Source organism: Corticimicrobacter sp. (genome assembly GCF_040137905.1).
Taxonomy (GTDB): domain Bacteria; phylum Pseudomonadota; class Gammaproteobacteria; order Burkholderiales; family Burkholderiaceae_B; genus Corticimicrobacter.
Genome location: NZ_JBEFDG010000037.1, coordinates 1 through 14449, shown reverse-complemented (window position 1 = coordinate 14449; position 14449 = coordinate 1). Strand labels below are relative to the sequence as shown.

Genomic DNA, 14449 nt, shown 5'->3' with positions numbered 1-14449 from the left:
GGATATGCACTGTTGCGGCGCACCCGGCACCATCAGGGTTCATCAGGCCGGTGCGGGGCAGGAAAGGGGAGAAACATGAAGAATGGATGAGGGTTGGATTAAGACTTCGTTGCTTGGCCGGGTCTGTTTGCGCTAGCGCAAACAGACTGAAATTGCGTCTGATTACGCTTTCTCGATCTGTTGAACCCATGCGTGCAGGCGTGTGCCTGCAGGCGATCGAGAGTGATGAGTCGGATGGACGAGAAGCTTGCAGCCTATTTCGCCAGAACAGGCGATGATCCTTTGCGTACGGCATTTGCCATGCGACGTGCCGTGATGCCCTGGCGTCGCCAGCAGGCCGTCCCTGCCGAAGGCATGGCCGCCGCCTGGGCCCAGGTGCTGGACGCGGCACCCGGCAGCCATCGCATTGCCTATATCCATGTGCCGTTCTGTGCCAATCATTGCCTGTTCTGCGGTTTCTATCGCAATGCCTGCTCGCAGGATGCGATGGCCCACTACACCGATTGTCTGGTCGCGGAAATCAGCCGTGAGGCTGCGCGTCTGCCAGCAGGCTCGGCACCGGTCGAGGCGCTGTATCTGGGCGGTGGCACGCCCAGTGCGCTGTCTGCACAGCAACTGGAGCGGATATTGAATACGGCACGGCAATGCCTGCCGCTGACGGATGATTGCGAGGTCACGCTGGAAGCACGGATTACCCATTTCGATGATGACAAGATCGATGCCTGCATTGCGGCAGGTGTGAACCGGATATCGATTGGCGTGCAGAGTTTCGATACCCAGGTCAGGCGGCGTCAGGGTCGGCAGTCCAGCCGTGAAGAGGCGATCCATTTTCTGGAGCGATTGCGGGCCCGGGAGCAACTGGCGCTGGTTATCGATCTGCTGTACGGCCTGCCTGGCCAGACACAGGACGTCTGGCAGCAGGATCTGCGCACGGCGGTGGCGCTGGCTCCGGATGGCGTTGATCTGTATGGCCTGAACCTGATCCCGGGTACACCGTTGCAGCGGGCCACCGCCAATGGCAAGTTTCCCGATATGGCGACACTGGAGCATCAGAGTCTGTCGTACCGGGCGGGAGCCGCGTTCCTGGCTGCCGAGGGCTGGAACCAGCTCAGCAATAGCCATTGGCAGCGCACGCCGCTGGAACGGAATCGCTACAACCGGCTGATCAAGGAGGGTGTGGATTGTCTTGCCTATGGTTCGGGGGCAGGTGGCCTGGCGGGAGGGCACAGTTATGCCATCGATGGCGACCTGACCCGCTACGGCGAGGCGGTACAGGCGGGTCGTAAACCACTGGCCGGGCTGTCGGTGGGGGATGCACGGCAGCCGGCGCGGCAACGGGTGACGGCCGGTTTCGAGGCCGGTCGCCTGGATCTGGCAGGGCTGAAGTCGCTGGCACCTGAGCCATGTCTGCAGCAGATGCAATACCTGGCCGAGCAGTGGCAGTCGGCCGGGTTGCTGCGGATCAAGGGAAGCCGGCTGGATTTGACGCTGGCAGGCCGCTTCTGGGCCAGCAATCTGATTTTCGCATTCGATGCGCTGGTGAGCGGCGATGCCGTGCCCGCGCATTCATCTGCTTCCGGTGGACGTCCTCAACAGCTCCGGGAGCCTGTTTTTCTTCGCCAGGTGGCGGACAAGGAGGTTGTTTCATGAGCATTGCATCCACACACCCTATCCCGGCAGAGGCTGACCAGGCCCGCGTGGCCCTGCGTGTGGCGTTGGCCGATAATCCGGATGGCATTCTCGAGTCGCTGGCTGCCCAGCATCAGGTTTCCTTGCAGACGGTGATCGATTGCCTGCCTGCCCAGGTGCGCCGCCAGGCACCGGGCAGTGCCTTCATCGACGCGTTCGAGGATATTGCAAGCTGGGGTGACGTTACCCTGATTGTGCATACGGCGGATGCCATCATCGAATTCTCCGGCCCGCTGCCGGTTGGTAAAACCGGGCATGGCTATTACAACCTGCAGGGCGGTGGCGTGGTGAGCGGGCATTTGCGTGCCGACCGCTGCGGTGCGATCTACTTTGTGCGCCGTCCCTTCATGGGCAAGGAAACGCGCTCCATCCTGTTCTTCAACCTTGAAGGGGCAGCGATGTTCAAGGTGTACGTGGGGCGCGATGAAAACCGTGAACTGCGTCAGGATCAACTGTTGCGCTTCGATGCCCTGGAGCAGCGTCTGGCGGTTCAGGAGCCGCAGGCATGACACCGGTTCTGGTTTTTGGTGCCAGTCGTGGCACGGGCCTGTTGCTGGCGCAGCAATTGCGTCAGCAGGGCGTGGCCGTGCAGGTCATGCTGCGTGAGTCGGCCGCGGCGGATGAGCTGCTGGCATTGGGCGTGTCCGTGGTCAGGGGTGATGCCTTGCTGCCTGGGGACGTGGCGCGTGCCTTTGCGGCACAGGCGGGGCCCTGCGATGTGGTGTCGCTGCTGGGGGGCGGGCCAGGGGACTGCCGGGTCGATGCCGATGGCAATATCAATGTCATCGATCAGGCCGTGGCCAGCGGCCGGGTGCGCCGCTTCGTGCTGGTGACGGCCATGGGGTGCGGGGAGATGGCCCCTTACCGCTCACCGCAGGCGATTGCGGCTTTCGGCGCGGTAGTCGATGCCAAGTCAAAAGCCGAGGCGCATTTGCAGGCGGCATGGCCAGATGCCACCATCCTGCGCCCCGGAGGACTGCGTGATGGCGAGGCGACCGGGCAAGGCATTTTGTGCGCAGATCCGCAAGTGCATGGCTTCATCCAGCGTGCCGATCTGGCGGCGCTGGTGGTGCGGGTGCTGGCAGCACCGGAGGGGCTGCCAGGCGCTTTTGCTGCCGTGGATGCCGGGCAGGCCCAGTGCGTCAATCCTGTTCAGGCGGTGGCGCTGGGCTGAGGAAAATCAAAGCACGTAGCGGGCCAGGTCTTCCCGGCTGGCGGCTTCCTCGAGCTTGTCATCGACATAGGCCGCGTCGATGGTCACGGTCTTGCCGCTGGATGAGCCGGCGTCGAACGACAGGGCTTCCAGCAGTTTTTCCATGACGGTGTACAGGCGGCGCGCACCGATGTTTTCGGTGCGTTCGTTGACTGAGAAGGCGATCTCGGCCAGGCGCTGCACGCCTTCTTCGGTGAAGTCGAGCGTGACCTCTTCGGTAGCCAGCAGGGCAGTGTATTGCTTGGTCAGCGAGGCATTGGTGCTCGACAGGATGCGCACGAAATCCTGTGCGCTGAGCGAGTCCAGTTCGACCCGGATCGGGAAGCGGCCCTGCAGCTCCGGGATCAGGTCGGACGGGCGCGACAGGTGGAAGGCCCCCGAGGCGATGAACAGGATGTGATCGGTCTTGATCATGCCGTAGCGGGTGTTGACCGTGGTGCCCTCGACCAGCGGCAGCAGGTCGCGCTGCACACCCTGGCGGGACACGTCACCACCGCCATGTTCCTGGCGCGTGGCGATCTTGTCGATCTCGTCCAGGAAGACGATGCCGTTCTGCTCGGCATTGGAGATGGCACGGCTGCGCAGTTCCTCTTCGTTGATGCGCTTGCCGGCCTCTTCCTCGGTCAGCAGCTTGAAGGCTTCCTTGACGGTCAGATTGCGCGGCTTTTGCTTGTCGCGGGCCAGACCGGCAAACATGCCACGCAATTGCTCGGTCATTTCCTCCATGCCCGGTGGCCCCATGATGTCCATTTGCGGCGCAGCCTGGGCCACCTCGATCTCGATTTCCATGGTGTCGAGCTGGCCTTCGCGCAGGCGCTTGCGAAAGGTCTGGCGAGCGGCGTTTTCCTCGCGCATGGGGTTGCCTGCACTGTCGCGTGGCGGTGCGATGAGCACATCGAGGATGCGATCCTCGGCGGCATCTTCGGCCTGGGTGCGGACCCGTTTCATTTCCTGTTCGCGGGTCTGCTTGATGGAGATCTCGACCAGGTCGCGGATGATGGTGTCGACGTCGCGGCCGACATAGCCGACTTCGGTGAACTTGGTGGCCTCGATCTTGATGAAGGGCGCATTCGCCAGCTTGGCCAGGCGGCGTGCGATCTCGGTCTTGCCCACGCCGGTCGGGCCGATCATCAGGATGTTCTTGGGCTGGATCTCGTGGCGCAGGGGCTCCGCGACCTGCTGGCGGCGCCAGCGGTTGCGCAGGGCGATGGCGACGGAGCGCTTGGCGCGATCCTGGCCGACGATGTACTTGTCGAGTTCGGAAACGATCTCGGCGGGCGTCATGATGGATGCGGACATGATGGTCAGCCTTCGAGGAGTTCGATGGTGTGGTGCTGGTTGGTGTAGATGCACAGGTCGCCGGCGATCTCGAGCGACTTCTTGACGATGTCCTCGGGTGGCATGTCGGTATTGTGCAGCAGGGCCAGGGCAGCCGACTGGGCATAGCTGCCGCCGGAGCCGATGGCGGCCAGGCTGTGCTCGGGCTCAAGCACGTCACCGTTGCCGGTCAGTACCAGTGTATGGTCCTTGTCGGCCACGATCAGCATGGCTTCGAGGCGGCGCAGCACACGGTCGGTGCGCCAGTCACGGGTGAGCTCGATGGCGGCGCGCATCAGGTGGCCCTGGTGCTTTTCCAGCTTGGTCTCGAAGCGCTCCTGCAGCGTGAAGGCGTCGGCCGTGGCACCGGCGAAACCGGCCAGCACCTTGTCGTGGTAGAGGCGGCGGATCTTGCGGGCCGTACCCTTGATGACCACGTTGCCCAGCGTGACCTGGCCGTCTCCGCCCAGGGCAACGCGATTGCCGCGCCGGACGCAGAGAATGGTAGTGGCGTGAAATTGTTCCATGGTTCCTTTTCCTTGCCTTGGAAGCTGCACATGGGGGCGGCTTTCTGGAATTCAAGGGTCGTGCGCGGGTATTCCCCAAGGTGACGGAAGGATCGGCATTTTCTTATAATTTTAATTAGAACATATGTTCGCATTCCGATCAAGTGGGTCTGGAGAAAAAAATGACGGCTTTATCGCCACGCTATGCCAGGGCTTTCGTGGAACCCGTATCCTCGCCGATCCGGGCTTTGCTTCAATATGCAAACCGGCCGGGAACGGTCTCTTTCGCGGGTGGGTATCCCGATCCCGTCCTGTTCGATGTGGATGGGTTGCGCCAGGCCTCGGAGCAGGTGAATCTGCGCCTGGGTGCATACCTGCAGTATTCGGGCACCGAAGGGCAGGCCAGCCTGCGCCGTGCATTGGCACGGCTGTCGGCCAGTCGTGGCATCGTCAGTGATCCCGATACCGAGGTGGTGGTGACGGGCGGTTCCCAGCAGGCCATGACCCTGATCGCCCGGGTCATGCTGGAGGCAGGCGACAGCGTGGTCATCGAAAGCCCCTCCTTCCCGACCTCGGTGCAGGCGTTGGTGCAGACCGGTGCGCGGGTGCTGACGGTGCCCTCCGGCGAGGACGGCATCGATCTCGACGCGCTGGAGCTGCTGCTGCGTACCGAGCAGCCCAAGATGATCTGCCTGGTGGCGACGTTTTCCAATCCATCCGGCAGCACGCTGTCGCGGGAGCGACGCAAGCGCCTGATCCAGATGGCGCAGGCTCATCGCGTGGTCGTTGTCGAAGACGATCCCTATTCCGGGTTGCGCTACCGGGGCGATGCCGTGCCGCCGCTGTTTGCGCTGGCCGAAGGCGGTGAGCGCAACTGGGTGGTCTATCTCTCCAGCCTGTCCAAGACTGTGGCACCCGCCTTGCGCCTGGGCTGGCTGGTGGCATCGCCGGAGCTGCGCCGGCGTTGCGTCAGCGCCAAGCAGGCCGATGACCTGTCGGTTTCGCCCTGGATGCAGGAGATTGCGGCCGACTATCTGGATGCTGGCGGCTATGAACGCCATCTGCCCACGCTGCTGCAAGCCTACGGGGCCCGTTGTCAGGCCATGATCGATGGGCTGCAAACCAGTCTGGCGGGCCAGGTCCGCTATCGCGCACCGGAGGGCGGCATGTTTGTCTGGGCGCGTTTCAATCCGGGCGTGCGGGCCAGCGAAGTGTTGCAGAAGGCGATCAAGCGCGAGGTGGTCTTCGTGCCGGGATCGGCTTTCTACCCGGACCCGAAGGCGCTGGATGAGCAGGCGTTCCGCCTGTCCTTTGCCTCGGCACCGGAGCAGGAAATCACCCAGGGAATGCAGCGGCTTGGCCAGGCGCTGCGGGATATCGTTCGTTGAGTTTTGTCGTGTCAGTCAGATTCAAATCACAAGGGGAGTGACCATGAAGTTCTCGATGCCTATGAAAGTACTGGCGGCAACGGCCGCTGCAGTGTTCTCTGTCACGGCGCATGCCGGGCCGACGCTGGATGCGGTCAAGCAGCGCGGCTATCTGCAATGCGGTTTCTCCACGGGGATTCCGGGTTTTTCCGCGCCGGACAGCCGTGGCGAATGGACCGGCCTGGACGTGGATGTATGTCGTGCGGTGGCGGCGGCCGTGTTTGGCGATGCCTCCAAGTACAAGCCCAATCCGTTGAGCGCCCAGCAGCGCTTCACGGCACTGCAGTCGGGTGAGGTCGATTTCCTGGCCCGGACCACAACGCTCACGCTGGCCCGCGATATCTCGCTGGGATTGCGTGAGGTCGGTGTCAACTTCTATGACAGCCAGGGCGTCATCGTTCGCAAGGAACTCGGTGTATCCAGTGCGACCGAACTGGATGGGGCCACGGTATGCGTACAGCCGGGTACCACCGGCGAACTGAACCTGACGGACTGGTTCCGCAGCAATTCGATTTCGTTCAAGCCGGTCGTGCTCGAAAAATACGACGAAAACATCCGGGCCTTCATGAGCGGGCGCTGCGATGCCTTCACGGCCGACAAGTCGCAACTGGCCTCTATCCGTGCCGGGCTGGACGATCCGGAGGCTTTCGTGATCCTGCCCGAGGATTTTTCCAAGGAACCCCTGGGTACTTTCGTGCGGCAGGGCGACGAGGAATGGTTCGGCATCGTGCGCTGGGTCCTGAATGCCATGCTGGAAGCCGAGGAGTATGGCATCACGTCGCAGAACGTGGATGAGATGCTCAACAGCACCAATCCCAATGTACAGCGCATCCTGGGAGGCACGCCGGGTCTGGTCAAGCCGCTGGGGCTGGATGACCGCTGGGCCTACAACATCGTCAAGCAGGTCGGCAATTATGGCGAAAGCTTCGAGCGCAATGTGGGTACGCAAAGCCGGATGAAGCTGGCGCGTGGGCTCAATGCGCAATGGCGCGAGGGTGGCCTGATGTACGGCTGGCCCGTGCGCTGACTATGACAACGGGGCAATGGAGTCATCATGGCTGCTTCCAAGCTTGAAAATCATCCGAGGCCACGCAAGCGGCACTATTCCTGGAGCGATCCGGGGGTGCGTGCCGTGGTCTACCAGGGCATGGCACTGGGCATCGTTGCCATCGTGGCCTGGATGCTGGTGTCCAATACGCTGCACAACCTGTCGGTGCGCAATATTGCGACGGGTTTCGGCTTTCTGGGCAAGGAAGCAGGTTTCGCCATCGGCGAAAGCGTGATTCCCTACGAGGCCTCGCAGTCTTACGGCCGGGCTGTCCTGGTCGGACTGCTCAATACGCTGCGCGTGGCCGCTGTCGGCATCATCCTGGCGACGCTGCTCGGGACGCTGATCGGGATTGCCCGCCTGTCGGGCAACCGGCTGCTGTCCGGCCTGTGCGCGGCCTATATCGAGGTGGCGCGCAATGTGCCTCTCCTGATCCAGCTGTTCTTCTGGTATGCGCTGGTGACGGAGACGGCCCCTGGGCCGCGCCAGGCCCTGCATATCGTGCCGGGGGTTTTCCTGTCCAATCGGGGGCTGACGGTGCCGGCACTGGACGGTGCCTGGGCGACTCCGGTGCTGTCTGGCCTGCTGTGCGCCGTGCTGGCCTGCCATGCGCTGGTGCGATATGGGCGCGCCTATCAGGGGCGTACCGGCAGGAGACTGCCGGTGCTCTGGCTGGGTGCATTGCTGCTGGCAGGCATGCCTGCCCTGTTTTTTGCAATATCGGGGACGCAGGTGTCGCTGAGCGTGCCGTATCTGGGAGGCTTCAATTTCACCGGAGGCATGACTGTATCGCCGGAGTTCTTCGCCTTGCTGATGGGGCTGGTGACCTATACGGCGGCCTTCATTGCCGAAATCGTGCGTTCGGGTATCCAGGCCGTCAAGCAGGGGCAGTGGGAGGCCGCCGACTCGCTGGGCTTGCCGCGTGGCCGTACCCTTCGCCTGGTGGTGCTGCCGCAGGCGCTGCGGGTCATGATCCCGCCCCTGACCAGCCAGTATCTGAACCTGACCAAAAACAGTTCCCTGGCGGTCGCCATCGGCTATCCCGACATCGTGTCCATCGTCAATACGACGCTGAACCAGACCGGGCAGGCCATCGAAGGCGTGTTGATCATCATGGCGGCCTACCTGACGGTCAGCCTGAGCATTTCAATGGCCATGAACTGGTACAACCAACGCCTTGCGGCAAGGGAGCGGTGAGATGATGGTGCAATCCGCACAGGTATTGCCGGCCCCCGCGGCCGGTCAGGGTGGTCGTTGGCCGGCGCTGTGGCGACGTCTGTTCGCCAGTCCGTTCAGCCTGGTGGCCTCGGTGCTGCTGCTCTGGATGCTGGTGATGGCGGTGCCGGTATTCTTCGAGTGGGCCATCCTGCAGGCCAACTTCACGGCTACATCGGCTCAGGAATGTCGGCAGTCCGGCAGTGGTGCCTGCTGGGCATTCATCGTCGAAAAGCATCGGCTCATTCTGTTCGGCACCTATCCCTATGATGAGCAGTGGCGGCCCTTGCTGGCGGTCGTGCTGCTGGTCGCCCTCATTCTGTGCAGCGTCTGCCGGTATTTCTGGAACTGGCGTCTGGCGGCACTGTGGACGGTCGGGCTGGCGCTCAGCGCCTGGCTCATGTGGGGGGGCTTCGGTCTCAGCCATGTCGAGAATTCGCGCTGGGGGGGCCTGCCCCTGACCCTGATGCTGGCGACGTTCGGCATTGCCTTTGCCTTTCCGCTGGGGGTGTTGCTGGCGCTGGGTCGCCGTTCGCGCATGCCGGTCATCAAGGCGCTGTCGGTGGTGTATATCGAACTGATTCGCGGCGTGCCGATGATCAGCATCCTGTTCATGTCGTCGGTGATGCTGCCGTTGTTCCTGCCAGAGGGGGTGACCATCGACAAGCTGTTGCGTGCAGGTATTGCGATCGTGCTGTTTGCTGCTGCCTATATTGCGGAAACGGTACGGGGTGGTCTGCAGGCCATTCCCAGGGGGCAGTACGAGGGGGCCGAGTCGATGGGCCTGTCCTACTGGCAGGGCATGCGGCTGGTGATTCTGCCGCAGGCACTGAAGACGGTCATCCCGCCGCTGGTCAATGTCTTCATTGCCCTGTTCAAGGATACCTCGCTGGTGGTGATCATCGGTATCTTCGACCTGACCCTGGCCGCCAAGGCAGCGCTGTCCGACGCAGCCTGGCGTGGCGTGGGTGTCGAGGCCTACCTGTTTCTGTCGGTGATCTATTTCGTGTGTTGCTATGCCATGTCGCGCTACAGCCGTTCGCTGGAAGCCAAGGGGAAAATTCATGAGTGAACCGATTATCAAGCTCGAGGATGTCAACAAGTGGTACGGACAGTTCCACGTACTGCGCGGCATCGACCTGGAGGTGTCGCGTGGCGAGCGCATTGTCATCTGCGGCCCTTCTGGCTCCGGCAAGTCGACCATGATCCGCTGCCTGAACCGTCTGGAGGCGCATCAGGCAGGTACGATCCTGGTCGATGGCATCGAACTGACCGACAACCTCAAGCAGATCGAGCGGATTCGCCGCGATGTCGGCATGGTGTTTCAGCACTTCAATCTGTTTCCCCACCTGACGGTGCTCGAGAACCTGATGCTGGGGCCGGTCTGGGTGCTCAAGCGCCCGCAGGCCGAAGCACGCGAGACAGCCATGCGCTATCTGGAACGCGTGCGTATCGCCGAGCAGGCCGACAAATTTCCTGGCCAGTTGTCGGGCGGGCAGCAGCAGCGCGTGGCAATCGCCCGCTCGCTGTGCATGCATCCGAAGATCATGCTGTTCGACGAGCCGACCTCCGCCCTGGATCCGGAAATGGTCAAGGAGGTGCTGGATGTCATGGTGGGACTGGCCGAGGAAAGCGGCATGACGATGCTGTGCGTCACCCATGAAATGGGGTTTGCCCGGCGTGTGGCGGACCGGGTCATTTTCATGGATCGGGGCGAGATCGTCGAGCAGGCGGCCCCGGATGCTTTCTTTGATACGCCGCAGAATCCGCGTACGCAGCAGTTCCTGCAGCAGATTCTGCATTGATGCATGGCCATGCCGTGGCGGTGGACCGTATGCAGCATTTTATGAATGGAGGGGTGGCAGCATGGAAAACGATGTGAGCATGAAGGAGAAGAACCGGGTCAATTCGGTCGCCAAGGCATTCTGTGTGCTGCAGGCCTTCACGCCGGCCGAGCCCGAACTGACCATCTCGGAGGTTGCGGTGCGTGCCGGGCAGGACCGTGGCACGGCGTTTCGCCTGCTGCATACCCTGGTTGAACTGGGCTACGTCGTGGCCGTCAGCGGCACCCGGCGCTTTCGCCTGGGCTTGAAATGCCTGGAGCTTGGCTTCAATGTGCTGGCCTCCCAGGGCTTGCGCAAGTGGGCCGCACCGCTGCTGGGGGATCTGGTGCCGCGTCTGGCGGATGCCGGTTCGCTGGGAGTGCACGAGCAGGGCGAGGTCGTGTACCTGGAGCGCGTCAATATCAACCTGGCACGGCACGGGCTGGATCGCCGGCCCGGCAGCCGTACCGGGGCCTATGCCTCGGCCCTGGGGCAGGCCATCCTGGCCTATCTGCCCAGGGAGCAGCAGCATGCCGCCCTGAATGCCGTTGAGCGCATCAAGCTGTCGGAGCGCACGCTGGTTGACATGGATGCATTGCTGGCCAGGCTGGACCTGGTCCGCGAGCAGGGCTATGCCGCTTCCGATGGCGAGAATGCCTATGGCTTGCGGACGCTGGCCGTGCCCATACTCGATTCCCGGGGGCAACCCGTTGCCGGGGTCAGCCTGACGATCGATGCCAACCGGATGTCGATGGCCGACTTCATGCAGGCGGCCCTGCCCGAACTGCTGAACACGGCGCAGTCATTGTCGCAGGCTCACCTGCACACGGCAGGGTGAGTTTGCGAGCACCTGTATTGATCATCGCTGCGGCACCCTTGTCGCAGCACATGGAACTCATGAAGTATTTTCAACAAGGACTTTTCAGATATGGAATTGCGTACCAACCGATTCAAGCATGACCTGGGACGCCGGCAGCAGCTCGGCATGTTTTCCACCCTGGGCGGTGCCCTGCTGACGGAACTGCTGGGAGACTGCGGCTTCGACTGGATATTGATCGATACAGAGCATTCGCCCAATGAACTGAACGACGTGGTGCATCAGTTGCAGGCACTGGCCGATCGCAATGTCAGCCCCATCGTGCGTCCCGCCTGGCTGGACATGGTGCTGACCAAGCGGCTGCTGGATGCCGGTGCGCAGACGCTGCTTTTTCCGTATATACAGAATGCCGAGCAGGCGGCCCAGGCGGTCAGTTTCACACGCTATCCGCCCTACGGCGTACGCGGCGTGTCGGGTAGTTCGCGCGCGGCAGGCTATGGCATGATCCCCGGCTATTTCTCGAAGATAGAGCAAGAGCTGGCCGTGCTGGTGCAGATCGAAACCATCGATGCCTTGCAACAGCTGGAGGCAATCGCCGCGGTCGAGGGGGTGGATGGCGTGTTCATCGGTCCGGCCGATCTGGCCGCGTCGATGGGGCACCTGGGCAATATCATGCATTCGGAAGTGCAGCAGGCCCTCGATGACGGTTTTGCGCGGCTGAAGGCGCTGGGCAAGCCGTCCGGTTACCTGACCACCAACGAGGAAGATGCCACGCGCCGCCTTGCGCAGGGGGTTTCCTTCGTCGGGGTGGGCACCGATACATCCATCATTTCGCGCGCGGCCACTGCATTGACCGCGCGCATGCGTGCCTGATCGGCATGTTTTTTCGGCATCCTATGAAGGACAGGTGAGACATGAGTGCGGAACAGCGTTATCCCGTATTGCAGTTGTGGGTGGATGGGCAGTGGATCGATGCGAAGGAGCGCCCGGCAGGCCGTGACGTCGTGAACCCGGCGACCGGTGTCGTGCTGGGGCGATTGCCGTATGCAACGCCGGCGGACCTGGCGGCAGCCCTGCAGGGGGCCGAGCGGGCACTGGGGACATGGCGGCGGGTGCCTGCCTATGAGCGTGCCGTGTTGATACGCAAGGCTGCCTGGCTGTTGCGCGAGCGCGTCGAGTACATTGCCACCGCGCTGTCGCTGGAGCAGGGCAAGCCCTTGTCCGAGGCGCGCGCCGAGATTCTGACGGCCGCCGATATTTTCGAGTGGAATGCCGATGAAGGTCGGCGTGCCTATGGCCGGGTCGTACCGGCACGTACGGCCGGGCAGCAGAATACGGTGGTCAAGGAGCCGATCGGGGTGGTGGCGGCATTTGCGCCCTGGAATTTCCCGGCTGCCACGGCGGCCCGCAAGATTTCAGCCTCCCTGGCAGCAGGTTGCAGTTGCATCATCAAGCCAGCCGAGGAAACCCCGGCGACGGCGCTGGAGCTGGCGCGGGCCTTGGCGGATGCCGGTCTGCCGGATGGCGTGCTGAACGTCGTGTTCGGCGTGCCGCATGAGGTCTCGGAAGGCTTGCTGGCCTCGCCGGTGGTGCGCAAGGTCTCGTTCACCGGTTCCACGGCAGTTGGCCTGCGTCTGATGGAGATGGCGGCACGCGATGCCAAGCGCTGCACGATGGAGCTGGGTGGTCATGCGCCCGTCATCGTGTGCGACGATGTTGACCCGCAGTGGGCGGCAGAGCAGGCCGCCGCCGCCAAGTTCCGAAATTCGGGGCAGGTCTGCGTGGCACCGACGCGCTTTTTCGTACAAGACGGCATTTTCGAGGCGTTCCTGGCGGCCTTCGTCAAGGCAGCCGAGGCGCTCAGGGTGGGCAACGGGCTGGATGCGGCAACGCAGATGGGGCCGCTGTCCAATCCGCGCCGTTTGCAGGCCATGGCTGAACTGACGGGCGATGCGGTTGACAAGGGCGCACGGCTGCATACGGGGGGAGGGCAGGTGGGCGATGCCGGCTTCTTCTGGGCACCGACCGTGCTCAGCCACGTGCCGGATCATGCCCGCATGATGAACGAAGAGCCTTTCGGGCCACTGGCCATCATCAATCCGTTCACCGATCTCGATCAGGCCTTTGCGGCAGCCAACCGATTGCCGTACGGGTTGGCGGCGTATGCGCATACGCACGATGCCCGCCGGGTGCAACAGATTTCCGAGCATGTGCGCTCTGGTGCCATCGGCATCAATACCTATGCCATTACCCAGACGGAGGTGCCGTTCGGTGGTGTGCTGCACAGTGGTGATGGCAAGGAAGGGGGCATCGAAGGCCTGGATGGCTACCTGGCCACCAAGGTGATCATGCACCTGCCCTGATCTACAGCCAGACCGAGGCCGGCGTGTCGATCAGGCCGGCCAGCTTGGTCAGCACAAAGCGCATCTGGTCGCGAGTGCCGGCCATCAGCGAGATGCGCACATGCTGTCGGCCTTCGCCATCGCGGTTGGCCGAAAAGGCGTCACCACCCGGCACCAGCAACTGATGACCGCGTGCCAGGACGGCGAAATGCTCGCCGCTGGGCCAGCGAGCGGGCAGGCGCAGCCAGATATGGAAGGCCGTGGGCTGGGCGCGGTATTCGTACTGCCCGAGCAGTTCGCGCGCCATCTCTTGGCGGGCGATGGCTTCCTGTTTTTGCAGGGCCGCCATGTCGGTGGCCTGGCCTGCATTGATGAGCGAGGTGGCCATCTGCGCTGCCAGTGGTGACACCATCCAGATGCTGGTGCGCACGCTCGAGGTGATGCGTGGCAACCATTCTGGCGGGCAATGCAGGTAGCCCAGGCGAATGGTGGAAGAAACCGATTTCGACAGGCTGGTCAGGTAGACCGTGCGTTCAGGGGCGAAGGTTGCCAGCGGCGCGACGGGGTCGGGCGCGAGAAATCCATACAGATCGTCATCCAGCAGGAGCAGGTCGTGCTCGCGTGCCAGCTGTGCGATTGCCTGTCGGCGGGCCGCAGGCATGATGGCTGTGGTGGGATTCTGGAGCGTGGCGATACAGATCACCATGGCCGGTTTTTCCTGCGCGCATTGTTGCGCAAGTTGCGCTGGCAGCATGCCGTCGGCATCCATGGCAATACCCTGCAGGCGTCGTCCCAGGCTCAGGACAACCGAGGCGATGCCGGGATAGCAGAGCGACTCACAGCAGATCAGGTCACCGGGACGGGTCAGTGCATGCACGGCGACCCACAAGCCATGCTGGGCACCTGCGGTCAGGACGACCTGGCTGGCGTCTGCATCCAGGCCGCCATGGCGCATCCACGCAGCGCCGGCCTGGCGGTGCAGCAACAAGCCTCCGTCAGGGGTGTAGTCCAGCATTTCGGACAGGCTGCCCGAGTGTGCCAGCTCTTTCAGG

General features: G+C 63.1%; 14 protein-coding genes. 11 read left to right on the top strand and 3 right to left on the bottom strand.

Features of this window, described 5'->3' with window-relative positions:
- Positions 1-234: 234 nt before the first annotated feature.
- Genes hutW through ABN482_RS06120 form a run of 3 tightly spaced genes read left to right on the top strand, consistent with a single transcriptional unit; the run spans position 235 to position 2863 of the window.
- Entirely contained in the window at positions 235-1650 is a 1416-nt protein-coding gene (gene hutW, locus ABN482_RS06130; protein ID WP_349503158.1) for a heme anaerobic degradation radical SAM methyltransferase ChuW/HutW, read from the top strand.
- Positions 1647-2198, top strand: a complete 552-nt coding sequence (hutX, locus tag ABN482_RS06125) for a heme utilization cystosolic carrier protein HutX (protein WP_349503157.1) — start codon at positions 1647-1649, stop codon at positions 2196-2198. The genes hutW and hutX overlap by 4 nt, the downstream gene beginning before the upstream one ends.
- A complete protein-coding gene (locus ABN482_RS06120; protein WP_349503156.1) occupies positions 2195-2863 on the top strand; it encodes an NAD(P)H-binding protein in 669 nt (222 codons plus the stop codon). Before hutX ends, ABN482_RS06120 begins: the two co-directional genes overlap by 4 nt.
- A 6-nt stretch (positions 2864-2869) precedes the next feature.
- Here the strand turns inward: ABN482_RS06120 and hslU are convergent, their stop codons facing one another.
- Positions 2870-4201 (bottom strand): ATP-dependent protease ATPase subunit HslU, encoded by a 1332-nt coding sequence (gene hslU, locus ABN482_RS06115; protein ID WP_349503155.1) that lies wholly within the window; start codon positions 4199-4201, stop codon positions 2870-2872.
- Between the two features lie 5 nt (positions 4202-4206).
- Positions 4207-4746, bottom strand: a complete 540-nt coding sequence (gene hslV / locus ABN482_RS06110) for an ATP-dependent protease subunit HslV (RefSeq protein WP_349503154.1) — start codon at positions 4744-4746, stop codon at positions 4207-4209.
- Positions 4747-4907: 161 nt separating this feature from the next.
- Here hslV and ABN482_RS06105 point away from each other — a divergent pair, with 161 nt between their 5' ends.
- The 8 genes from ABN482_RS06105 (at position 4908) to ABN482_RS06070 (ending at position 13418) form a co-directional block, all read left to right on the top strand.
- A complete protein-coding gene (locus ABN482_RS06105) occupies positions 4908-6113 on the top strand; it encodes an aminotransferase-like domain-containing protein (protein WP_349503153.1) in 1206 nt (401 codons plus the stop codon).
- 55 nt (positions 6114-6168) lie between these two features.
- Positions 6169-7179, top strand: a complete 1011-nt coding sequence (locus tag ABN482_RS06100) for an amino acid ABC transporter substrate-binding protein (protein WP_502877245.1) — start codon at positions 6169-6171, stop codon at positions 7177-7179.
- Positions 7180-7206: 27 nt separating this feature from the next.
- On the top strand, positions 7207-8397 hold the full coding sequence (locus ABN482_RS06095) for an amino acid ABC transporter permease (RefSeq protein WP_349503152.1): 1191 nt from the start codon (positions 7207-7209) through the stop codon (positions 8395-8397).
- Position 8398: 1 nt separating this feature from the next.
- Entirely contained in the window at positions 8399-9487 is a 1089-nt protein-coding gene (locus tag ABN482_RS06090) for an amino acid ABC transporter permease (protein ID WP_143859187.1), read from the top strand.
- Complete coding sequence (locus ABN482_RS06085; RefSeq protein WP_143859186.1) at positions 9480-10220, top strand: amino acid ABC transporter ATP-binding protein; 741 nt, start codon at positions 9480-9482, stop codon at positions 10218-10220. The genes ABN482_RS06090 and ABN482_RS06085 overlap by 8 nt, the downstream gene beginning before the upstream one ends.
- 61 nt (positions 10221-10281) lie before the next feature.
- Positions 10282-11076 carry an IclR family transcriptional regulator gene (locus ABN482_RS06080; RefSeq protein ID WP_349503151.1) on the top strand — a complete coding sequence of 265 codons (795 nt, stop codon included), beginning with the start codon at positions 10282-10284 and terminating at the stop codon, positions 11074-11076.
- A gap of 90 nt (positions 11077-11166) precedes the next feature.
- Positions 11167-11928, top strand: coding sequence for an HpcH/HpaI aldolase family protein (locus ABN482_RS06075; protein ID WP_349503150.1), 762 nt, complete (start codon positions 11167-11169; stop codon positions 11926-11928).
- 41 nt (positions 11929-11969) lie between these two features.
- Positions 11970-13418 carry an NAD-dependent succinate-semialdehyde dehydrogenase gene (locus ABN482_RS06070; protein ID WP_349503149.1) on the top strand — a complete coding sequence of 483 codons (1449 nt, stop codon included), beginning with the start codon at positions 11970-11972 and terminating at the stop codon, positions 13416-13418.
- A 1-nt stretch (position 13419) separates the two neighbouring features.
- On the opposite strand, the gene ABN482_RS06065 is transcribed toward ABN482_RS06070, so the two are convergent.
- The coding region (locus ABN482_RS06065; protein WP_349503148.1) for an aminotransferase-like domain-containing protein at positions 13420-14449 on the bottom strand (1030 nt) is incomplete at its 5' end.

Bases quoted from the DNA above. Each gene is read 5' to 3' on its own strand.
- hslV (WP_349503154.1), bottom strand. From the start codon at position 4,746: ATGGAACAATTTCACGCCACTACCATTCTCTGCGTCCGGCGCGGCAAT.
- ABN482_RS06080 (WP_349503151.1), top strand. From the start codon at position 10,282: ATGGAAAACGATGTGAGCATGAAGGAGAAGAACCGGGTCAATTCGGTC.
- ABN482_RS06090 (WP_143859187.1), top strand. From the start codon at position 8,399: ATGATGGTGCAATCCGCACAGGTATTGCCGGCCCCCGCGGCCGGTCAG.
- ABN482_RS06120 (WP_349503156.1), top strand. From the start codon at position 2,195: ATGACACCGGTTCTGGTTTTTGGTGCCAGTCGTGGCACGGGCCTGTTG.
- ABN482_RS06075 (WP_349503150.1), top strand. From the start codon at position 11,167: ATGGAATTGCGTACCAACCGATTCAAGCATGACCTGGGACGCCGGCAG.
- ABN482_RS06100 (WP_502877245.1), top strand. From the start codon at position 6,169: ATGCCTATGAAAGTACTGGCGGCAACGGCCGCTGCAGTGTTCTCTGTC.
- hslU (WP_349503155.1), bottom strand. From the start codon at position 4,201: ATGTCCGCATCCATCATGACGCCCGCCGAGATCGTTTCCGAACTCGAC.
- ABN482_RS06105 (WP_349503153.1), top strand. From the start codon at position 4,908: ATGACGGCTTTATCGCCACGCTATGCCAGGGCTTTCGTGGAACCCGTA.
- ABN482_RS06085 (WP_143859186.1), top strand. From the start codon at position 9,480: ATGAGTGAACCGATTATCAAGCTCGAGGATGTCAACAAGTGGTACGGA.
- ABN482_RS06070 (WP_349503149.1), top strand. From the start codon at position 11,970: ATGAGTGCGGAACAGCGTTATCCCGTATTGCAGTTGTGGGTGGATGGG.
- hutW (WP_349503158.1), top strand. From the start codon at position 235: ATGGACGAGAAGCTTGCAGCCTATTTCGCCAGAACAGGCGATGATCCT.
- hutX (WP_349503157.1), top strand. From the start codon at position 1,647: ATGAGCATTGCATCCACACACCCTATCCCGGCAGAGGCTGACCAGGCC.
- ABN482_RS06095 (WP_349503152.1), top strand. From the start codon at position 7,207: ATGGCTGCTTCCAAGCTTGAAAATCATCCGAGGCCACGCAAGCGGCAC.